The sequence below is a fragment of the Orbaceae bacterium BiB genome, assembly GCA_036251205.1.
GTDB lineage: Bacteria > Pseudomonadota > Gammaproteobacteria > Enterobacterales > Orbaceae > Orbus > Orbus mooreae.
The window spans coordinates 676,509-697,045 of record CP133958.1 but is presented as its reverse complement, the minus strand read 5'-3'; the positions used below and the strand labels follow the sequence as shown (position 1 = coordinate 697,045).

Genomic DNA, 20,537 nt, shown 5'->3' with positions numbered 1-20,537 from the left:
GACGGCATAATAAATTTAGTTAAATAAATGAGTTAGGTAAGTTATAAACAGGTTTACCCAGAGGTTTTGTGGATTAAATCGGTCTATAAGGCTTGTAAGTAAACTAGTTAAATATAGCTAGTTAATATTAATTTAATCATCATATTACCCGTTTTGCCAACGATAAATCAAGTATAAAGTATTTCCAAGATAACGTTTACTTTGAGTATGTGGAACGTTCACTATCATAATTAATACATGAGTTAACATGATGATTAATTTCGTAATTTTATTAGGGTAAAAGACGACTTAATTTCCGAGTGATAACAATATATTAAATACATTATTTACTATACAATTAATCAACTTAATATAAAAAAGGGCGTCATATGCTTAATAAATTATTATCAATTTTATCTGTTACTTTATTGTTAGTTAGTTTTAACTCTTTTTCAAAAGATGTGACACCTAGTTTGCTTCTCGGCAGTTGGCAATGTGAATCAGAATCTATCATATCACGCTATGATAAAATTAGTGGTTGGAGCGAGTTTATCGATGCAGGACACGAATCGATAAAATTAATTTATACTAAAGATGCTAGCATGAAAGACCATGATGATTTTATGGTTTTCGTCCTGAATGATGATTTCAAAGTAAAGGGGTCAAAATCAAAGTTTTTTGAAGGCGAGATGCTAACGGCAACGCAAGAGTTTATTTATGTATCTAATGATCAATTTAAACTGGTTATGGATCTATTTAGCCCAGAAAGTTATAAGTCTAATTCTGTTGCGTTATGTACTCGAATTAATAAATAATTGGTTATTATAATTAAACGGCTTAGTTGTGGTTTTTTTATATTTTCTTATTATGTACAAATAAGTAAATAGGTTTAATATATGCAAAATTATTTATTCTATTTGGTAACTAATGACAATGAATAATAAAATCGAAAAGAAAAAAGAGTTTCTAAGTTATGATCAAGATGGTGGCTTTATGTTTATGACAAATTGGCCGGCGTCATTAAGATGGATTTGCATATTACCCGCAATCATCTTTATATATATTGTAGTGAAAATTTTATTTTTCGGCACAGTTCTAAACTTGCTTGAAAAGAGTTCGCATTTATTATCACTATATATTGGGGCAATTCTATCTGGTATTGTATATATGCTAATTGTTGATGGCATCGCAGCTGTTGCACCTAAAAAACGGGTTTTAACTAGTATCATTGCGGCAGTTATTTTTGGTATATTGGTTATTGCTGTTTCTTATTTTGCAATGCTTGGCATCTTAAATACAGATGACTTGCCAATGAAAACACATTATATAATCGCTCTAGTTATATCATTTATATCTAATATTGTTGGGTTATTTATGGCTGTTTCGATAACAAAAAGTAGGCAGCAAAAACACCAAAAGTCTTAATTTATCGAGTTTAATACTCTTTTATTATCAATAAACCACCTTATGGTGGTTTTTTATATTTAACATTTATCTTTATGAAGATGCTTTGATTGTCATATTTTGTTAATTTCTATTTATGAAAATTTTGCTATACTCAGCCTAAATATTCATTAACTGTTCAGGGTGTTATATCATGCCAAAAATTGGGAAAAAGACTCTTTGGGGCGTTGTTGCTTTAGTTCTAATTGTCTTAATTGTTGCTTATTCATCTGTCGATTTTATTTATTAACTTAATATATCGAGATATCGTTTAGATTATACTTAAATTATTAAAGGCTAATTCGGATTTATGATCTTTATAGCTTGGGATATTAGCTAAACTATTGATGATAGATAGCCGAGGTTGTCAAATATTATTGAAAAGTGCACCACTTTAGGTACGATTTTTAAAGCGATAAGATTCATTGCCTGTTTTCAATAATATCGCAGTGGTATACCAGCCTATCGAGTAAGGCTGTTGTCATTTTTTCATCAGTAAATAAAGTTGCCTATTCTGAAAAAACTAAATTTGTCGTCATAATAATACTAACGTGTTCGTGAAGCTGACTTATAAGATGGAATAGCAATGCCCCTCTTTTTTGACTAAACGGTAAATAACCTAATTCATCAAGTATAATCAAGTCATGCTTAATCAGTTGATTACTCAGCTTATATCGATGCGTTTCTTTATCAAGCTATAACTTATTAACTAAGTCTAATACATTCCAAAAACGCACTTTTTTACCCATCGTAGCTGCGTTAATCCCTATCGCTGTTGCTAAATGGGTTTTCCCCGTGCCAGGACCGCCAACAAATATAATATTACGTTTATTTTCAATAAAATCATTATCCATAAATAACGTTATCGCCGGTTTATTTAAGGACGTATTTTTGAAATCAAAATCAGCAAGACTTTTATGCTGGGGAAACTTAGCTTGATTAATTCGATATTCCATACTGCGAATATTTCGTTCTGTTTGCTCTATCGTTAATAATCGATGTAAAATATCAAGCGTTGAGCGTTTACGCTTAATCCCCTCAGTGACAACCTCATCAAAGTGTTTGTACATCGTACTCAGTTTAAGTCGTTCAATTAAGGATAAACATTCAAGACGTGGCATCATGGACTTCTATTAGCAATGTGTTATACCGTTGGAAATTACTTTGTGGTGGCGTATTTAAAGGGATTTCTTTTATCTTTAGTGTTGGCGGAACCGGTTCAAGAAGCCGATTAATAATATTCTGTACCGCTTCAACGGTCAGTACTTTTTCTTCTAACGCTATTTCTGCTGCCGTAATACCCAGCTCTTCACCGTGCTCCGCAATCAGTGTGAGTGACTCAACCATAGCTCGGTCACCTTTGGGCTTTTTTAATAAATAGCTTTGTAACGTTTTAATTGATTCAGGGAGTTTCCAACCAAAGAAAGGTTCGCCATTTCGTAACGCTCCTGGTTTTTGCTTTAAGAGGTTTAAATAATGCCAAGGATTATACGATGTTTCGTTTTTGATAAAACTTCGAGTATGCATGGCTACGCATTCCTACTTTTCAACCACATTAATATGATTGGAAAAGACCTGTAGCAATACTTTTTTATTCGCCAGATGGCAAGGAACACTATATCGATGATTCTGATAATTAACGAGTGAAAGTCGATTAACCCGTACCCACTGACTTTTATACCAATAAAAAGGTTGGATTGGGATGAGGTTTGTTTTTTCTAGGTTGAATGACTCGAATACCGTCATCGCTTTATTATCAGGATGTTTAAATTCATTAATCAACTCCTGACATTGCTTAGCTAAGTAATGATTGAGTGAATCTAAATCATCAAATGACAGTGTGGGTTCAAAGAGTCGTTTGCGCAATGTTTTTACCTGTCGCTCGACTTGTCCTTTCTCCCAACCTGAGGCTGGCGTACAGGCAACTGGCTCAATAAGATAGTGATTCATCATGGCTAGAAAATGTTCATTAAACACACGCTCTTTACCTATACCAATTGATGTTACTGCTGTTTTCATATTGTCATAAATTCCTCGACGACAACAGCCACCTAAAAACTCAAATGCAGCATTATGCGCATCTACTAGCATTTCCTTTTGTTGGTTAGGATAAGCTTTAATAAAAAAGGCACGGCTATGACATAGCCGAAAATGAGCAACGCTAACTTTAACAACTTCTCCTGCTAATTTAACGGTTTCGGTGCTCCAATCGAATTGATAAGCATCAGCAGCGGGGAATAACTGAGGGATATAGACATCATGTATACGGGGACATATTCCTCTTTAAACTTTCTGACAAAGCAGCTTAATGCATTATATTGTCCTTGATACCCTTTGCTACGCAACAACTCATATAATCGCCGGACGCTAAGTTGCTCTTTCTTCGGTTTAGTTGTAGCTTCTTAGCTATTTGACGCTGAGGGACACCTTCTTTGAAATAAAGCCGTCTGATTTTTAAAATAGTTTCCATGCATAACATCCTAGTTTTGCTCCGCTAGATTCGGAGAGTTTAACAACTTGCACAAAAATATCACTGGTATACTTTTCAACGATATTCTCATACAAAACTGGTGCACTTTTACACAATATTTAACAACCCAAGTTCAGTTAGCCGAAAAAACAGGGTAACACAACAAGCAATAAATAAAATTGAAGATGGGTCTGTTAAGGTAACAAAAAGCATTCTTGAACTTGCAATTGCTTTATCTTGCGACCCTTTATGGCTTAAAACAGGTAATAAAAAAGCCACTAACACGAATTAGTGGCGAAAGGCTATACAAATATATAAGTACTGGAATCAATAAAAGGAGTCGATTCGCATGAAAAATAATAAATCAAATTATAAAACATGTCAACGGGCTGATAAACCCGACGAGTTAACCATGATCGCTTTAAGAAATAAACACTTTGCAAAGAGATTTGTTGAAGTATTTAAGAATGTGAAAGGTGGTAAATCATGAATGCGGTTAGAAAATTATCGAACGAGAGTAGCTTTATACGCAATGTTAAAAGTATACCGTTACACCTAAGAATAATACTGAATTTATGTGTGAAAATAAAAAACATTAAAAATTAATATTCTCTTAATATTTATTTGATACTATAAATAACGTAGAACGACAAAAACAAATAAATTAAGGAGTAACATATGAAAAAATTAATTCAATTAGCTTTAATTGTAACTTTAGGTATTTCAGGTGCTGCGATAGCAAAACCGCTTCCGCAAGGTGGTTTTAATGATGGCACTCCTGCTCCAGCTCATCAACTGAGTGGTTTCAACGCAGGAGAACAAACAATCACGACTGTTGAGCAAGCTAAACAAATGAATAAAGATGCTTGGGTAACTTTACAAGGAAATATTGTTAAGCAAATAGGTGATGAAGACTACTTATTTAGAGACAGCACAGGCGAAATAAACGTTGAAATTGATCATAAATACTGGAGGGGCCAAACAGTAACACCAAATGATACAGTACAAATTACTGGTGAAGTAGATCATCATAGATATAAACCAACTGATATTGATGTAAAAAGAGTTGTAGTTTTATCACCAGCACCACCAGTTAAATAAATTATTTTAAAATTAACATAAACCGCTTAATTGAAGTGACCCCATAAAGTTGGACACTTTAGTTAAGTAGCTCGTAAGGCTTGGTTTCGGTATGCTACCGGAGTCAGGCCTTTTAATTTAACTTTAATCCGTTTCGTGTTGTAGTATTCTATATATTCTTCTATTTTTTCAATCAATTCATCCGCATCTTTAAAATGTTGCCCATGATACATTTCTGATTTTAATAGTCCAAAAAAGTTTTCAGCAACAGCATTATCTAAGCAATTCCCTTTTCTTGACATACCTTGCTTTATACCATTATCAGCAAGTTGCTTCTGATAAATAGGATTTCTATATTGCCAGCCCTGGTCACTATGTAGCAAGGGGTTTTGTTTGTTTTTTAATCGTGATATCCCTTTTTTAAGCATATCGGTGACTAAAGTCAAACGTGCATTCTTAGCCACACTATAAGCAATCACCTCTTGGTTGTATAAATCAATAATGGGCGATAGATAAATTTTCTGTTCATTGACTTTAAATTCAGTGACATCGGTTACCCATTTTTTATTCGGTTTTGACACTTTAAATTTTCTCTTAAGACGATTGGGTGCCGTTTTACCCATCTCGACACGATAAGAGCGATATTTTTTGGGTCTTACTGTTGATTTAAGATTAAGCTCCCTCATTTGGATAGGCTACACTAATTCATACAGTTTTTTTAGGGGTAAGGTAAACTTATCACTAAAAGAGGAAATAAATATGAATACAGTCAAACGACCTAGACGAACATTTAATGATGATTTTAAACAACAGATGGTTAATTTATATCAGCATGGTAAGTCACGTAGTGAGCTAATAGCCGAATATGATCTCACACCATCAGCATTAGATCGTTGGATTGCTCAAGCCACGCAAAGTGGTTCATTCAAAACAAAAGATAATCGTAGCCTAGAGGAGCAGGAATTAATTGCTCTACGCAAAGAGCTTAAGCAGCTTCGTATGGAAAACGATATCCTAAAGCAAGCCGCACTGATAATGGGACGAAAATCGCAGTGATCCAAGCTTGCCGACATCGCTACTCGTTGCAGTGGTTATGTAGATGCTTAGGTATATCAAGGCATTATTTTTATTATCAGTGCAAAAAAAATGCGTATCAAAGAAGATTAAAATACGCCCAACAGATCTTAACGATTTTTAATGGTAGTTATCAGTCTTACGGAACAAGAAGAATACGGCAAGCACTGTTAACTGAAGGGATAAGCGTCTCTCGTCGTTATGTTGCAAAAGTGATGAAATCATTATCGCTAAAGTCAAAATACACCCAAAAATGTTACAAAAACAATAACAAAAACGTTAATTCCGTTACTATAAATAATGTATTGCAACGAAATTTTACAGTAGGAATGAAAGCCACCGTGATTGTTGCTGATTTGACTTATATAAAGGTCGGTAAAAAATGGAATTACCTTTGCGTATTACTTGATCTTTCAGCACGAAAAATCGCAGGCTATCGTGTTGGACAACATAAAACAGCAGAGCTTGTTATGTCAGCATTAAGCCAAATTAAAGCGCCTTTATCGTCAATTGCGTTATTTCATTCCGATAGAGGAAAAGAATTTGATAATCAATTGCTTGATGGATGTTTTGACCTGTTTGGGATCACCCGTTCACTAAGCAATAAGGGATGTCCTTACGATAATGCCGTGTCAGAAGCAACATTTAAGACAATTAAAACTGAGTTTGTAAAAAATACAACGTTTAGCAATACTAGGGAGCTACAACAGCGTTTCTCTGCTTATGCGTATTGGTATAATTATAAACGATTACATTCGTCATTGGGATATATGACGCCTGTTGCATTTAATAAACAGCTCCCCCTTAATTTAGTTGTATGAAATGTGTAGACATTCCATAATATCATCACAAAAATAATTAAATTTTAGATAAATTAATATCATATTGTTTAAATAAAGGATGGATTAATTATTTCCAAACGGAAAAACTAAAAAATAATTTATATATCAACCACCTTCGGGTGGTTTTTTTATGCCTAATAAAAGTGACACACTATAAACCCAATCACCATGTCTATAACAGGACACTCATTAACCAAATAACTTTTTTAGGAATGAGCCTTGAGGTTGTCAGTATAGCTGGTGAGCTTCTTTGGGCTGACACTGCTATGTGACAAGGTTTATTTCTAAAAATGAATACGTTATGAATATTATTATATTCGATTTTAATAGACATCAAGTAGGTTGCAATGATGATGGGTGAATTAATGCCACTGAGGTAGCCGGCCAATTCAATAAAAGGTTAGATATTTGGTTAAAGTTCAATAAAATATAGAAATATATTATAGCGCTAATGGATTATTTCAATATCATCAAAAGATGAGAATTAATAAAAACCAAACGAAGTAAAGTTAGCTGTACGTTCTTTTTTTGATAGTGATATTGATCGAATTACTTATTTGATTGATATTTAAGGGGGGATTTATGGAGGCGCGTCCCGGAATCGAACCGAGGTCCACGGATTTGCAATCCGCTGCATAACCACTCTGCCAACGCGCCAATAAAGCGAGGCTAATTATGGCGTTATTTTTCCATAATGACAAGATTTTTTTTTAAATTATGGTTTTGTTGCGTAAATATTCACCTTTGTTTATACTATGATGCGCTTTTTGTTACTTAAGTGATGAATGTTATTTTATTAAATATGATATTAGATGATGTTAAATTATTGTCTTCTCGGCTGAAAATATTACATGAATGGATGTAATTAGGGTAATTTTTTCATAAAAATGTTAGGTTGGTATTGTAAATACAATAATTGTTTATATTATTTGGTCTCCATTTTAATCAATAATCCTATAAGGACAATTATCGTTATGTACAAAATAGAAAATCTATCTTTACATGATTTATTATCAATATATTTTCAGCATAAAGAACTTCGTAAAGATACAGAACGAAGTTATTTGAATGTAGTTAAACGGTTTGAGAAATATTACAATCGTACCATTTATCTTAATGAAGTTTCCGTCGAAAAAGTTTTAGAGTTTAGGCATCATATTCTTCACGAAAATTTAAGTAGTAATCAAACTTGGAATACCTATCACAGACATTTTTCCGCATTATATAATTTCGCTATCGAACACTCTTTAATTAATTTTGCTAATCCATTTAAGAAAATGAAGGTCAAAATGATCTGCCCACATTTTAGTGGAGAGTTATTTTCAAATTATTAAATCATCTTTTCTTCAAATTGAACAGGTGATAAATAATTTAAATAAGAATGTTTTCTTACTCGGTTATAGTAAACCTCAATGTACCACAAAATCATCGATTTTGCTTGAGCCATATTTTCTAGTTTATGGCGGTAAACCCATTCTGTTTTTAAGGTATGGAAAAAACTTTTAGCCACCGCATTATCCCAGCAGTTTCCTTTACGACTCATATTACACCTTAACCCATAAGCTGTTAATATAGCTTGATAATCATCAGAGCAATACTGACCACCGCGAGCACTATGAACAATCACTTTACTCGGGTACCCTAGATGAAGCAGCGTCATGGTTAAGGCTTGACAGACGAGTGCGCTTTCCATATGTGTATTCATCGCCCAGCCTATGATTTTACGAGAGTAGAGGTCGAGTACAATAGCAAGGTATAACCACTGTCCGTTTACTTTAATATAGGTTATATCGCATACCCAAGCTTGATCTGGTTTATCCATTGTGAAGTGCCTATCTAAAATATTTTCAGCGACCGGTTTGTTGTGGTTACTGTCCGTTGTTTGTTTATACTTTTTGCGTTGTTTTGCTTTAAGGTGAAGCTTGTGCATTCGTCGACGAACTCGTTCACGTGATAAACAATAGCCTTCCTCCAAAAGTTCGACATGTAAACGCCGATAACCATAGAGATGCCGATGATCTTCAAATAGTGTTTCAATCTTTTTGTCAAGCTGCTGATTAAACACTGTTCTCTGAGACGGTAATCGCTTTAAATAGGCATAGTAACCACTACTTGACACGTCAAATAGATGAAATAAACGACGCTTAGATAGCGTGTTTTGCTTTTTAATAAATTCGTACCTGGCTATTTCAGGCTCGCAAAGTACTGAGCGGCCTTTTTTAGGATATCGATCTCCTTTTTACGTAGCTCAAGCTCTTTTTTCATCGCTTTATTTTGACGCTCAAGTTCGTGATAGTCTGGTTTTTTATTTGATTTTATCGCTTGATGGGTTGGTTTATTCATCGTTTGGTACATCCAATTACAAAATGTTTTGTAATTTATACCTAAATCATTGGCTGTTTGTCGATAAGTTTGTTCGCTATTTAGGGCTAAATTGATCGCTTCTTGTTTAAATTGGGGATCGTATTTTTTACTCATTTGAGACTCCTTTTTTGTTACTAAAAAGTCTCCATTAAACTAGGAGCACATCATTAACCGCTGGGGCTTTTTTGTTGGTTAAACAATTCTGTTTTGTATAAGAATAGTAAGATTTAATTTCAAAAAACATCTTTATTGCCATGAAAAATAAATATTTGTCAAGGATAGTATTTTATATATGTTTTTTGATTTTTGTGTAATATTCCCCTAAAATAGTCTTCACAGCGAGGAGGGGTATATGAAGTGGATTCTTTTGATTCTAGCTATTGTTGGCGAAATTATTGGCACCTCAGCACTTAAAAGTACAGAGGGGTTTTCTAGATTATGGCCAAGTGTTTTAGCTATACTTGGGTATGTTGCTGCTTTTTACTTCTTATCGTTAACACTAAAGTATTTACCTGTTGGTATTGCTTATGCTTTATGGTCTGCGATAGGGATTGTTTTAGTTGCAATTATTAGTTATTTTTTGCACGGGCAGCGACTAGATATACCCGCAATCATAGGGATTATTTTTATTGTTGTTGGTGTGGTTATTATGAATGTGTTTTCTAATTCAATCAGTCATTAAATACACTAATATATTTTATTGCCTCAGTTAACCGCTGGGGCTTTTTTATTGTCAAAATTTGAGTAAGTCGATCACCTTAACAACTGTATATTGATATTTTTTAATTCGGCTTACTCAATTCAAATAATTCCCTCTAGCTTAAACGGTAAAAGCAATCCGCTCATAACGGAAAGATAGACAAGTTCTAATCTTGCGGGGGGAACCAAATCGGCGGCAACACTAGACACACTCACTCAAGCTAAACGCCATCAGCTAGTACGCCGCCACCAATTAACTAACCGCTTCCAGTAGGATGCATGTATGAAGACATTAAATATGCATAAATTCACATCGCCACTATCTTACTTCTGGGGCGTTATTTGTACATTAATTGGAGCGCTCAGTTTGAACGATATCGCTATTGTTATTGGGATAATCTTATCTATCGCTACATTTTGTATTAACTGGGCTTATAAGCGTAGGGACTTTCAGCACAAAAAAAATTTAAGAGAGCAATACTATGCGAAATATAACAAAGATAGTCACAACGACGATTTGTAGTGTTTCAGCGATCATTAGTATTGTACTTGTTGATTATTCAGATGAGATAAGAACAAGTAAGCAAGGCTTAGAAATTATCGGTAATGCTGAATCATGCAGAAATGAGCCATATTATTGTCCTGCGAATATTTTAACTGTTGGCATTGGATCAACGTCAAAAGTTGAGCAACGAGAATACTCGAACGATGAAATAGCTAGACTTTGGATCATGGATATCAAAGAAGCTGAACAATGTGTTAATCAAAATGCTAATGGTCCTAAACTTCCGCAATCTGTATTTGATGCAACGGTGTCTATTACCTTTAACGTTGGCTGCACTAAGATGAAAAGCTCAACTATGTTTAAATACCTTAATAGCGGGAATTATCAAGCTGCTTGCAACGAGCTACCGCGTTGCAATAAATCAGTTGGTAAAGTATTAAATGGATTGGTAATTAGACGAGAAAAAGAGCGTGAATTATGTCTACTCGATTTAAATTCATTTCAGTAATTGCTGTTATAGCTATCTTTGCATTACTAATCACTATCTTACTTGATATCAAAAATACTTACTTAGAACTTGGCTCAATTAGAACTGAATTATCCCAAGTTAAAGATGAATTTACTAAGTATCAAACCCAGTACAAAAAGTTAATGACATTGATACTAAATTCACTCAGGAGCTTACACATGCAAAGGCTGAAAACAATAAGCTTTATAATAATGTTATTAATGGGATTGGTAGGTTGCAGCTCAACCTCAGTAAAGCAGAACAATCCACCACCTCCAGCATGGATGATGCAAACACCTGCGAACTCACTGGAGAAGCTAGACAAAATTATTATTTACTCCGAGACGACATAATCACCAAAGATAATCAAATTTTAGGCTTGCAAGAATATATTAAGAATGTTTGCTTAATGGAGTGATCAATATATAATTTCCAAGATGATATTTAATAGGAAATTATAATGTTTAAAAAATTGTTGGTTATATCTATAACAACCCTAGTATTAGTGGGATGTGGTAAAAAAGAAGTTACTAGGAGTATGCTTTTTGGAGGATGGTATTGTAACAGTGAGTCTACTACATCAAATTATGAATCGATTAACCATAAATGGTTTGATATAAATTTAGGAACTAAGTCGTTCACACTGTTTTTGACAAGCAACAAAAATATGAAACAAACGGACGATTCTATAGTCTATATCCTCGATAGTGATTTCAAAGAAAAAAGCTCTCGTGCGATTTCAATTGAAGACGTTATTTATACTACCACAACAGAGTTTGTCTATATTTCAGAAAATAAGTTTAAATTAATTGAAGATACATTTGCTCCGGAAACAAAAAAGTCTAGAATGGAAGCTATATGTACTCGAATAACCAGTAAGTAAGTTATATCTACCATCATAATGCCGCTACAAAGATTGCTTTGGGCATACAAATTACTCGAGTGGTTATTGTAAAAACCACGCTCAAATAGGTATTTATCAACAACGAAGAAGAAATAAGGTCAAATACCATGCCACCAAGAATACCCAAAGCGTGTAAAAAGATTGGATGTGCCAAGACCACTACAGATACATCTGGTTACTGTGGCGAACATATAAAGACCGAGAACACATGGTCAAAATATCAAAATGGTAAGAGTAGGCATCGACGAGGTTATGGCACAGCATGGGATAAGTTACGAGTACGAATATTAAAACGTGATAAATATCTCTGTCAGTGTGAAGAATGTAAAAGATTTCATTTCATCAGACCAGCCACAGAAGTAGACCACATTATACCTGTAACGGTCAACAAAAATTGGAGAGCTTCTTAGGCAGTTTTTAGTAAATTATGTTCAAATTCTGCTGGTGAAATAAATCCAAGTTTATAATGTCTTCTTTTTTGATTATAAATCGGTTCGATATAATCAATAATATCGACCATCGCTTGCTCTCTTGTTATATAATCTCGATAATTAATTCTTTCTGATTTTAATGATCTAAAAAATCGTTCAGTAACGGCATTGTCTAAACAATTTCCAGCTCTACTCATACTAAAGGTAATTTGATGATATGATAATAACTGTTGAAATTGTTCACTACGATATTGAATCCCCTGATCACAATGAAATAAGGTAGGGCATTTTCCTTTTCGACGCTGTATCGCCATGTTTAGTGCCTTAACCGTCAGTAAACTGTTTGGCTTTTCAGAAAAGGCCCATCCAACAATGCGTCTAGAGCATAAATCCATGACAACAGCTAGATAGAGCCAGCCTTGCCTCGTCCGAATATAGGTAATATCACCTGACCAATAACGATTAATCGTCGCTGGATTAAATTGTCGATTTAAATGATTGGGTGCCAGTAGCGATGATTTACCGCCACGAGGATAGGAATGCTGTTTAGGCCTTTTAGCCACTAGGCCTAATTTTCTCATTAAGCGTCGGACCTTATCTAAACCAAGCTTAAACCCTTTTTTAACCAGTTCAACTAACATTCTTCTTTTTCCATATATACCGTCCATTTCGTTATGAATTGATTTTATGGCAATTTCAAGCCTAGTATTCATTAATTTACATGCGCGATGTTTAATTCGATAATAAAAAGTACTCGGTGCTAATGATAAACACCGACAGATTTGAGCGGTTTCATTTCCTGCCTTCTTCAGTATTAACGCTATTTGTTGCTGCTTGTCATTTCGATGGCGAAGAAGGCTGAAGCCTTTTTTAATAACTGATTATCACTTTGTAACTGCTTAACTTGTTTTTCTAAAGCTTGTATTCGTTTTTGTTCAGCGGTCAGCGCACTACTTTTAGGCGTAATACCTTGTCGTTCTTTTCTATATTGTGTTACCCAGCGCCCAATTGATGAAATACTCACATTCATTGTTTTTGCTGCATCTTTATGTGCATAACCATAATTAAGAACGAGCTCTGCACATTCTCGTTTAAATTCACTACTTAGTTGTCTTGTCACGGGGTAATCTCCTTAGTTGATGGTTTATCATACCGCTAAGTATGTCTCCAAGAAAAGTATACCGTTACAGTTTATGAATAGATTGATATTGATTTTAAGATAACGAAAAAATAGTTAATTGTCCTTGTTAAACCAATTCAATAAGGTTTTATACGTCCTGACCAATTAAGGCTAATTTACTATTCATGTAACCTTCACTGTAATATGGGTAACTACAGTAATCCCCCACCAGAGCGGAAACTAATGTGGGTGGTTTTCAACCTGTAGGTTCAAAAACCTACCGCCGACTTAAAGGTTGTGCCAGCCTGGGTATGTTGCTAACCACGTTAGCGAAACATGATTTAATTATGGTGCGTTTTTTCATTGAAATCAACTACCATTTTCACTGTACACGCCTGTTTGCAATGGGTTAATGCACTTATAAACACCCCAGTGGATGGCTATAGACATTAATGGAAATACATTTTTTCAGTGTAAATTACATAGTTTTTTTAAATAGCATAAGGATTGGTAACAAAACTGTTAATTAAATTTCTTATTCGAAAAAAAAATGGTTAAGTAAATAAAACCATATAAGTGTTTGATGTATTTACCTTAGTCTAAAGTTGTAAAAATAAGTAAAATAGCCATATTACTTGCATAGAATAATACGGCTAAGATAATTAGTGATTAACCAGCTTTAGGGCTTCAGCAGTATACCGTTCACCTGTATTAGGGAAACGTTCGATAATATTTTCAATTATTTTCATTTCATCGCTCGTTAGGATTAAATCAACCGCTTGAGCATTTTGAATGAGATATTTTGATTTTTTCGTACCTGGTATTGGAATTAAGTATTGATCTTTATTCAATAACCACGCTAATGCCAACTGTGCTGTTGTGACATTCTTACTATGGGCAAATTCCGTTAAATGTTGAATCAATTGTTGATTATTTTTTAAATGTTCAGATTGGAAACGAGGTAACATTAATCGTAAATCAGTTGGTTCTATATGACTAATATTAAAATCTTCAGTAAACATACCTCGACCTAATGGAGAATAGGGAACTAACGTAATATTGAGTTCATGAAGCGTCGGTAAAATTTGTTTTTCAATATCACGACTTAGCAAAGAATATTCACTTTGTAGTGCTGCAATTGGATGAACTTTATAAGCCCTACGAATAGATTCAACAGAAGCTTCTGACAAACCTAAATAACGAACCTTACCTTCTTTAACCAGTTCAGCCATTGCACCAACAGATTCCTCAATTGGTATATTCGGATCCACTCGATGCATATAATACAGATCAATACATTCAACTTGCAAACGTTTCAAACTCAATTCAATCGCTTTACGCATCCATGTTGGTGAGCCATCAAAGGTACTAGCCAGTTTATTTTCGCCCTGATCAAACTTAAAACCAAATTTAGTGGCAATAAAAACCTTATCTCGATTGGGCTTGAGTACTTTTGAGATCAGTTCTTCATTTTCACCACCCCCGTAAAAATCAGCGGTATCCCAAAAATTAATGCCTAGTTCAAGCGCATGTCCTAACGTATGTAAGCTTTCCTTATTATCTCGTCCACCATAAGCGTGAGACATGCCCATACAACCTAGCCCAACTGCTGAAATCTGCTCATTACTATGACCTAATTGACGATATTTCATCTTTTCATTCCTTATATCAATTGTTGACAGAGCAAAGTATATTTTTTAGAGTTAACTCTAAGTCAAGTTTTTTTTCGTTTTAAAATAAAGGGTATACGATGAAGAGTTATTCAATTGGTGAGTTTGCAGAAAAAACACAGCTTACGGCTTACACATTACGTTATTATGAAAAAGAGAACTTACTGGCACCCGAGCGCTCAAGTAATGGTAGACGTTATTACACAGAAGTTGATTTAGGTTGGGTACACTTTATTCGACGCTTAAAAGAAACAGCGATGCCTCTTAAACAAATTAAGCAATATGCACTATTACGTAAACAAGGAGAGACTACATTTGCCGAGCGTGCACAATTACTTACCGAACACCGAGAGTTTGTTAAAATGCAGTTACAAATATGGCAAGACCATTTACTCAGTTTAGACACCAAAATACACGATTATCAACAGGCCATAAAACATTACAAATTGAATAAATAGCCCTGAAAATATTGTGGGAAGAGGTAAATTGAGGCTAACAATGACACTTGGTAATCAAGCGTCATTGTTGGAAATCTTTTTTTATGAATTCCTTAATTCAAATATTCCTAATCTTTTTTAGTATACTTATTCTTCCTCCTTATTCTTGTGTTGATTTAAACGTTCTTCAATCCATTGTTGCACGTCATACGAATCCCAACCTACTGAGCGCACTCCAATTCGCATAGATTGAGGAAACTTCCCTTCACGTATCAACTGGTACACATGCGAACGCTTAAACCCTGTGCGCCGAATCACCTCAGGTAAGCGCAAAATACACCGTGGTTGGTTGTTGAGCGAGTGAGTATTATTAGTCCTAAATGCACTGATTGTGAATGATTCTGTGTTAATATCATTTTTCATAAAAAACCTCATAAAGATAAAAAATAACAACGAAACCATTCAACCGCAAAAGCCAAACTCACAGAATAATAAATACAAAATACGTCATGTTTATTTTAATTCTTTTTAATAAACAATGAATTGTAAATTACAATCATTGCCAAAAATGCACGATTCATACAGTAAAAAAACCGACTGAAAAAGTCGGTTTTCTGGGTATAACATTTACTTAACTAAAAATAATTCGACTATCCACTGCACGCTAGAGGATAGTCAGCCAATCCATGTCCCTCCAATGCCCAACGATCCAACTTATCCGCCCACGCCTGCATCATCTCCCGTCGCTGCTCTACATACAGTGCATGATTATAAGTGGCGCGCACCTGATCCTTATCCGAATGCGACAACTGTGCCTCAATCCATTACTTAGGATAAGCAAGCTCATTTAAGGCGGTTGAAATCGTTGCTCGAATCCCATGTGTGGTTAACTTGTCTTTATAGCCCAAACGCCGTAAACATTGATTCAACGTATTCTCACTAATACAAAGCTGTGGTTCACTGCGATGAAGTAGTAAGTAGCGTTGTCCTTGATAGCGTAAACGCAATAACTCTTTGATGATGGTGATTGCTTGTTTAGGCAAAGGTACCACAAATGGCGGGACAGACCCTTTCGGTAATGACAGTGCTAATCGTTGCAACTGCTTCACCTGCTCAGGAGGAATGTGCCAAAGTCCCTTATCCAAATCAAAATGACAAGGCTCGGCATAACGTAACTCACCCGGACGAACCGCCGTCAACAATAACAGTCGAATCCCCAACATAATCCGTCGATCCCCTTGATAATTAGCCAATCGACTGAGCAACTCAGGTAAATCATCCATCCGTAAAAACGGATTATGACGAGGAGGGCGACACGGCAATAGCACCACATCCACATCATTCACAGGATTAACTCGAATTAACCCCTCGGCAATGGCATGCCGAAACAACTCATTCAGCCACCCTCGACACTTCTCCGCAATCGACAACGCCCCTCGTGCCTCAATTTGACGCAATACAACCAACACCTCACGTTGTGAAATCCTATCCAGTGGTAAATGCCCCAAATGTGGCAACAAATCTTTGCGCAAATACCGCTCAATCTGCACCCGTGTACTTTGCCGTTGCTTAAGCTCCGTTCCCAACTTCAACAACTTAAGTGCCTTCCACTGCTCAGCAAACGCACCGAAGGTCACACAAGCTACCACTGATTCATCATCAGACTTCACTGACGCCACCAAACGCGGATCAATCCCCCGAGCTAATAACTGACGAGCCTTTTCACGGCGTTCTCGTGCTAAACACAAATCCACCTCAGGAAAAGACCCAAACGAAATACGTTGTTGCTTATTTTGCCAATAAAACCGAAAATGCCACAACTTAGCCCCAGACGATTCAATTCGTAAACTCAAACCACGGCCATCACACAGCGAATACACTGACGACTTTGCCTTTGCACGGCGAATGCCTAAATCCGTTAAACGACTCATACTCATATCCTCTTGATAAAAGATAAAAACAAAAAAGGAATTAAAAAAATAGAAAACATCAAGAGGTCGACCTACGACAAAACGAAGTAGAATCAGACTAAATTAGATAGTGAGTACCGGAGTACTTAAATTGAAAAACGATGTACTTAAAGATGTACTTATGTGTCGTACATTTTAGTACATTTCAATGGCTTTGCTTGGAAATATAAGAGACGTAACGCCTTGATTATCTGGAATATTCAGACGTTACTGGACGTCTGTAGATTAATAATTGGAGCGGGAAACGAGGTTCGAACTCGCGACCTCAACCTTGGCAAGGTTGCGCTCTACCAACTGAGCTATTCCCGCATAAAGAATTGGTATTAATGGTGCCCGGGGCGAGACTTGAACTCGCACGGCCAAAAAGGCCGAGGGATTTTAAATCCCTTGTGTCTACCGATTTCACCACCCGGGCGTTTTAAACAGAATGTTTCTGTAGAAAACCAGTGCATTATACGTATCTGAGTGCGAACATCAACTAGTATTTTGCATATTAATGATTAATTGATTATTTTTAAATCAATCATCTGCATTTAGTAGGTCTTCTCGTGAAACCCACAAGTATTGACACATAGACCACAGTGTTAAAACAGCTGCAATATAAAGTGCAATTAACCCAGCATAGAACACGAGATCACATGGACGCCAAAGCAACCAAGTTAATGCTGTCATCTGTGCCACTGTTTTGACTTTACCGATGTAAGAAACCGCAACGCTTTTACGTTTGCCTATTTCAGCCATCCACTCTCTTAGCGCAGAAATAATAATTTCTCGAGAGATCATTATAATTGCTGGGATTGTAATCCACCATGCATCATAATGTTCAGTAATTAATACTAAAGCGATTGTTACCATAATCTTATCTGCGACAGGATCAAGAAAAGCTCCAAAACGCGTTGTTTGACCTAATTTTCTCGCGAGATAACCATCAAACCAATCGGTGACGGCAGCAACAAGAAAAATTAATGCAGTAAAAAAGGCGGACCAGCTACCTGGAATATAAAATGCCAATACGAAGAAGGGGATCAGAATAACTCTAAATAATGTTAGATAAATTGGCACATTGAGTTTCATAGTCTAGCTCTAATAATCAAAAAAATAGTAAATTATTTATAATAAATATAATCATGTGATTGTACTATGTTGCACTAATAACTTTCATCTTGCAATGGCAGATTAAAATTATTGCTGTAAGTTATCAAATATTTTCTCTGCTAATGGTTTTGATATGCCTTGTACTTGCGCTATTTCATCAACTGTAGCTTGTTTTAGCTCTCTTAAACCACCAAAATGTTTTAATAATGCTTGTCGACGTTTTGCTCCAACACCTTCAATATGCTCTAGTGAACTATCAGTAAGTTGTTTGATATTTTTCTTACGTTGACCTACTATCGCATGATCATGGGAAGCATTACGAATTTGTTGAATTAAGAGGAGGGCAGGAGAGTGTGGGTCCAAATAATGACCAACACCATTAGCTTCAAAAAATAGTGTCTCTAATCCCTCTTTACGTTCAGAACCTTTAGCTACCCCAATTAGTATTGGATGATGTTTATCCCAATTAACATCCATAGATGCAAATAACGTAATTGCTTGATTAAGTTGCCCTTTACCACCATCAATAAAGATCACATCAGGTATTTTCTCTTCAGGGAGATCTTTTTTATTATAACGTCGGTTCAATACTTGATCCATGGCGGCATAATCATCGCCTGGAGTAATCCCAGATATATTATAGCGACGAAACTCTGATTTTACTGGGCCTTTATCATCAAAAACAACACAAGAGGCAACTGTATTTTTACCCATAAAATGGCTAATATCAAAACACTCCATGCGCTTAATTTGGTTTATACCTAAAAATTGTTTTAGTTCATCGTATCGTTGTTTTACCGTTGATCCTTGTAATAATTTATTTTTTACTTCTTTTTGTGCATTATCAATGGCGATATTAAGTAACTTCAAATTATCGCCTTTCGGTTCATCGACTAATTTAACTTGATGATTCGCAACTTGAGATAGTGTCTCCTCCATTGCTTTTTTATCGGATAATGAATAGTTAAGCAAAATCTTTTTAGGAATATTCCGGTTAGCATCACCTTGTAAGTAAAATTGACCTAAAAACGTCTCAATAACCTCTTCTAATTCTGTATTTGACGGTACTTTAGGATAGTAAGCGCGATGGCCAAAGGTTTGACCATTACGAATAAAAAGTACATAGACACAAGCAACACCTGTTTGATAATGGAAACCAATAACATCGAGATTATCATTGTTATTATAGATAACTTGTTTCTCTTGTATCTGTTTAATCGCATTGAGTTGATCGCGCAGCTGTGCTGCTTTTTCAAAATTTAGTTCTTCACTTGCTTTGAGCATATCATTGGTAATGATTTTAACAATCTGATCAGACTCGCCGCGCAAAAATAACCGAACATAATTGACTTGTTGATCATAATCACTATCACTAACCAATCCAGCAACACAAGGGCCTAAGCAACGTTTAATTTGATATTGTAAACAAGGTCGTGTTCGATTTGAGTAAGTTGTATTCGTACATTGACGGATTGGAAACGTTTTTTGAAGTAAAGCTAAAATCTGTTTGACCCCATAAGAGCTTGGATAAGGTCCAAAAAACTCATCTTGTTTTTTATTTATTGAACCACGATACAATGAGAGCTGCGGATGCTTTTCTTTACTAAGTTTAATGAAAGGATAGCTTTTATCATCTTTTAGCAAGACGTTATAACGAGGTTGATACTTTTTAATGTAAGTCTGTTCAAGTAATAGCGCTTCAATTTCAGTATGAGTTAAGGTGAATTCAACATGATGAATTTGGCTCACTAAAACATCTGTTTTAAGTGTTTTTTTGCTGCTATTAAAATAACTTTTTAAACGATTATTCAGATCTTTGGCTTTACCAACATAAATAATGACATCTTGTTCATTAAACATTTGATAAATGCCAGGCAGATGAGGCACTGTTGCTAAAAAAGAGACTGCATCAAATTTAACATTATCCATAAATTATGATTCGTTCA

21 protein-coding genes, 4 tRNA genes and 2 pseudogenes are annotated in these 20,537 nt (G+C 35.2%); 12 read left to right on the top strand and 15 right to left on the bottom strand.

All coding sequences use genetic code 11. The features are described 5' to 3' along the window. The first annotated feature begins 368 nt into the window (after positions 1 to 368). Together RHO11_03315 and RHO11_03310 are read left to right on the top strand one after the other, a co-directional pair. Positions 369 to 794 (top strand): hypothetical protein, encoded by a 426-nt coding sequence (locus RHO11_03315; GenBank protein WVD62167.1) that lies wholly within the window; start codon positions 369 to 371, stop codon positions 792 to 794. Between the two features lie 118 nt (positions 795 to 912). Beyond that, positions 913 to 1,404 carry a hypothetical protein gene (locus RHO11_03310; protein ID WVD62166.1) on the top strand — a complete coding sequence of 164 codons (492 nt, stop codon included), beginning with the start codon at positions 913 to 915 and terminating at the stop codon, positions 1,402 to 1,404. Between the two features lie 440 nt (positions 1,405 to 1,844). Here RHO11_03310 and istB read toward each other — a convergent pair. Together istB and istA are read right to left on the bottom strand one after the other, a co-directional pair. After that, positions 1,845 to 2,543: pseudogene (gene istB, locus RHO11_03305) on the bottom strand (IS21-like element helper ATPase IstB). Further along, positions 2,530 to 3,901: pseudogene (gene istA / locus RHO11_03300) on the bottom strand (IS21 family transposase). Before istA ends, istB begins: the two co-directional pseudogenes overlap by 14 nt. A gap of 669 nt (positions 3,902 to 4,570) precedes the next feature. On the opposite strand from istA, the gene RHO11_03295 reads away from it, so the two are divergent. Then, a complete protein-coding gene (locus tag RHO11_03295; protein ID WVD62165.1) occupies positions 4,571 to 4,993 on the top strand; it encodes a YgiW/YdeI family stress tolerance OB fold protein in 423 nt (140 codons plus the stop codon). A 62-nt stretch (positions 4,994 to 5,055) separates the two neighbouring features. Here RHO11_03295 and RHO11_03290 read toward each other — a convergent pair whose 3' ends face one another. Further along, positions 5,056 to 5,658 (bottom strand): IS3 family transposase, encoded by a 603-nt coding sequence (locus tag RHO11_03290; protein ID WVD62164.1) that lies wholly within the window; start codon positions 5,656 to 5,658, stop codon positions 5,056 to 5,058. A gap of 73 nt (positions 5,659 to 5,731) precedes the next feature. On the opposite strand from RHO11_03290, the gene RHO11_03285 reads away from it, so the two are divergent. Next, entirely contained in the window at positions 5,732 to 6,028 is a 297-nt protein-coding gene (locus RHO11_03285; protein WVD62163.1) for a transposase, read from the top strand. After that, entirely contained in the window at positions 6,025 to 6,867 is an 843-nt protein-coding gene (locus RHO11_03280; GenBank protein ID WVD62162.1) for an IS3 family transposase, read from the top strand. The genes RHO11_03285 and RHO11_03280 overlap by 4 nt, the downstream gene beginning before the upstream one ends. Before the next feature lie 604 nt (positions 6,868 to 7,471). Here the strand turns inward: RHO11_03280 and RHO11_03275 are convergent. After that, positions 7,472 to 7,545: transfer RNA gene (locus RHO11_03275), tRNA-Cys, on the bottom strand. A gap of 317 nt (positions 7,546 to 7,862) precedes the next feature. On the opposite strand from RHO11_03275, the gene RHO11_03270 reads away from it, so the two are divergent. Next, positions 7,863 to 8,222, top strand: a complete 360-nt coding sequence (locus tag RHO11_03270) for a phage integrase SAM-like domain-containing protein (GenBank protein WVD62161.1) — start codon at positions 7,863 to 7,865, stop codon at positions 8,220 to 8,222. On the opposite strand, the gene RHO11_03265 is transcribed toward RHO11_03270, so the two are convergent. Then, complete coding sequence (locus tag RHO11_03265) at positions 8,219 to 9,058, bottom strand: IS3 family transposase (GenBank protein WVD62844.1); 840 nt, start codon at positions 9,056 to 9,058, stop codon at positions 8,219 to 8,221. The genes RHO11_03270 and RHO11_03265 overlap by 4 nt on opposite strands. A gap of 14 nt (positions 9,059 to 9,072) precedes the next feature. Further along, the gene (locus RHO11_03260; GenBank protein WVD62160.1) at positions 9,073 to 9,366 is read right to left on the bottom strand and encodes a transposase; all 294 of its coding nucleotides are present in this window, start codon (positions 9,364 to 9,366) and stop codon (positions 9,073 to 9,075) included. 238 nt (positions 9,367 to 9,604) lie between these two features. Between RHO11_03260 and RHO11_03255 the strand changes: the two genes are divergently transcribed. The 5 genes from RHO11_03255 (at position 9,605) to RHO11_03235 (ending at position 11,847) form a co-directional block, all read left to right on the top strand. Further along, positions 9,605 to 9,934: an SMR family transporter gene (locus RHO11_03255; protein ID WVD62159.1), complete on the top strand. Its 330-nt coding sequence runs from the start codon at positions 9,605 to 9,607 to the stop codon at positions 9,932 to 9,934. Positions 9,935 to 10,061: 127 nt separating this feature from the next. After that, positions 10,062 to 10,139, top strand: a tRNA-Ile gene (locus tag RHO11_03250). A gap of 294 nt (positions 10,140 to 10,433) precedes the next feature. After that, positions 10,434 to 10,964: a lysozyme gene (locus RHO11_03245; GenBank protein ID WVD62158.1), complete on the top strand. Its 531-nt coding sequence runs from the start codon at positions 10,434 to 10,436 to the stop codon at positions 10,962 to 10,964. After that, positions 10,934 to 11,317 (top strand): Rz1 family lipoprotein, encoded by a 384-nt coding sequence (locus RHO11_03240; protein ID WVD62157.1) that lies wholly within the window; start codon positions 10,934 to 10,936, stop codon positions 11,315 to 11,317. The genes RHO11_03245 and RHO11_03240 overlap by 31 nt, the downstream gene beginning before the upstream one ends. Before the next feature lie 107 nt (positions 11,318 to 11,424). Further along, the gene (locus RHO11_03235) at positions 11,425 to 11,847 is read left to right on the top strand and encodes a hypothetical protein (GenBank protein ID WVD62156.1); all 423 of its coding nucleotides are present in this window, start codon (positions 11,425 to 11,427) and stop codon (positions 11,845 to 11,847) included. Between the two features lie 427 nt (positions 11,848 to 12,274). On the opposite strand, the gene RHO11_03230 is transcribed toward RHO11_03235, so the two are convergent. From RHO11_03230 to RHO11_03220, 3 genes are all read right to left on the bottom strand, one after another. After that, complete coding sequence (locus RHO11_03230; GenBank protein ID WVD62843.1) at positions 12,275 to 13,114, bottom strand: IS3 family transposase; 840 nt, start codon at positions 13,112 to 13,114, stop codon at positions 12,275 to 12,277. Positions 13,115 to 13,119: 5 nt separating this feature from the next. Next, a complete protein-coding gene (locus RHO11_03225) occupies positions 13,120 to 13,419 on the bottom strand; it encodes a transposase (protein WVD62155.1) in 300 nt (99 codons plus the stop codon). A gap of 662 nt (positions 13,420 to 14,081) precedes the next feature. Continuing rightward, positions 14,082 to 15,071: an aldo/keto reductase gene (locus RHO11_03220; GenBank protein WVD62154.1), complete on the bottom strand. Its 990-nt coding sequence runs from the start codon at positions 15,069 to 15,071 to the stop codon at positions 14,082 to 14,084. Positions 15,072 to 15,169: 98 nt separating this feature from the next. Between RHO11_03220 and RHO11_03215 the strand changes: the two genes are divergently transcribed. Next, positions 15,170 to 15,547, top strand: a complete 378-nt coding sequence (locus RHO11_03215; GenBank protein WVD62153.1) for a MerR family transcriptional regulator — start codon at positions 15,170 to 15,172, stop codon at positions 15,545 to 15,547. Between the two features lie 126 nt (positions 15,548 to 15,673). Here RHO11_03215 and RHO11_03210 read toward each other — a convergent pair whose 3' ends face one another. The 6 genes from RHO11_03210 to uvrC form a co-directional block, all read right to left on the bottom strand. Continuing rightward, entirely contained in the window at positions 15,674 to 15,916 is a 243-nt protein-coding gene (locus RHO11_03210) for an AlpA family transcriptional regulator (GenBank protein ID WVD62842.1), read from the bottom strand. 434 nt (positions 15,917 to 16,350) lie between these two features. Further along, positions 16,351 to 16,983 (bottom strand): tyrosine-type recombinase/integrase, encoded by a 633-nt coding sequence (locus tag RHO11_03205; protein ID WVD62152.1) that lies wholly within the window; start codon positions 16,981 to 16,983, stop codon positions 16,351 to 16,353. 746 nt (positions 16,984 to 17,729) lie between these two features. Then, positions 17,730 to 17,805, bottom strand: a tRNA-Gly gene (locus tag RHO11_03200). An 18-nt stretch (positions 17,806 to 17,823) separates the two neighbouring features. After that, positions 17,824 to 17,911 (bottom strand) — tRNA-Leu (locus RHO11_03195). Between the two features lie 104 nt (positions 17,912 to 18,015). After that, positions 18,016 to 18,570, bottom strand: coding sequence for a CDP-diacylglycerol--glycerol-3-phosphate 3-phosphatidyltransferase (pgsA, locus tag RHO11_03190; protein WVD62151.1), 555 nt, complete (start codon positions 18,568 to 18,570; stop codon positions 18,016 to 18,018). 108 nt (positions 18,571 to 18,678) lie between these two features. Then, positions 18,679 to 20,520, bottom strand: a complete 1,842-nt coding sequence (gene uvrC / locus RHO11_03185) for an excinuclease ABC subunit UvrC (protein ID WVD62150.1) — start codon at positions 20,518 to 20,520, stop codon at positions 18,679 to 18,681. Positions 20,521 to 20,537 lie beyond the last annotated feature (17 nt).

Excerpts from the sequence above, each read along its gene's own strand:
- RHO11_03315 (WVD62167.1), top strand. The coding sequence starts at position 369 with ATGCTTAATAAATTATTATCAATTTTATCTGTTACTTTATTGTTAGTT.
- RHO11_03310 (WVD62166.1), top strand. The coding sequence starts at position 913 with ATGAATAATAAAATCGAAAAGAAAAAAGAGTTTCTAAGTTATGATCAA.
- RHO11_03295 (WVD62165.1), top strand. The coding sequence starts at position 4,571 with ATGAAAAAATTAATTCAATTAGCTTTAATTGTAACTTTAGGTATTTCA.
- RHO11_03290 (WVD62164.1), bottom strand. The coding sequence starts at position 5,658 with ATGAGGGAGCTTAATCTTAAATCAACAGTAAGACCCAAAAAATATCGC.
- RHO11_03285 (WVD62163.1), top strand. The coding sequence starts at position 5,732 with ATGAATACAGTCAAACGACCTAGACGAACATTTAATGATGATTTTAAA.
- RHO11_03270 (WVD62161.1), top strand. The coding sequence starts at position 7,863 with ATGTACAAAATAGAAAATCTATCTTTACATGATTTATTATCAATATAT.
- RHO11_03260 (WVD62160.1), bottom strand. The coding sequence starts at position 9,366 with ATGAGTAAAAAATACGATCCCCAATTTAAACAAGAAGCGATCAATTTA.
- RHO11_03255 (WVD62159.1), top strand. The coding sequence starts at position 9,605 with ATGAAGTGGATTCTTTTGATTCTAGCTATTGTTGGCGAAATTATTGGC.
- RHO11_03245 (WVD62158.1), top strand. The coding sequence starts at position 10,434 with ATGCGAAATATAACAAAGATAGTCACAACGACGATTTGTAGTGTTTCA.
- RHO11_03240 (WVD62157.1), top strand. The coding sequence starts at position 10,934 with ATGTCTACTCGATTTAAATTCATTTCAGTAATTGCTGTTATAGCTATC.
- RHO11_03235 (WVD62156.1), top strand. The coding sequence starts at position 11,425 with ATGTTTAAAAAATTGTTGGTTATATCTATAACAACCCTAGTATTAGTG.
- RHO11_03220 (WVD62154.1), bottom strand. The coding sequence starts at position 15,071 with ATGAAATATCGTCAATTAGGTCATAGTAATGAGCAGATTTCAGCAGTT.
- RHO11_03215 (WVD62153.1), top strand. The coding sequence starts at position 15,170 with ATGAAGAGTTATTCAATTGGTGAGTTTGCAGAAAAAACACAGCTTACG.
- pgsA (WVD62151.1), bottom strand. The coding sequence starts at position 18,570 with ATGAAACTCAATGTGCCAATTTATCTAACATTATTTAGAGTTATTCTG.
- uvrC (WVD62150.1), bottom strand. The coding sequence starts at position 20,520 with ATGGATAATGTTAAATTTGATGCAGTCTCTTTTTTAGCAACAGTGCCT.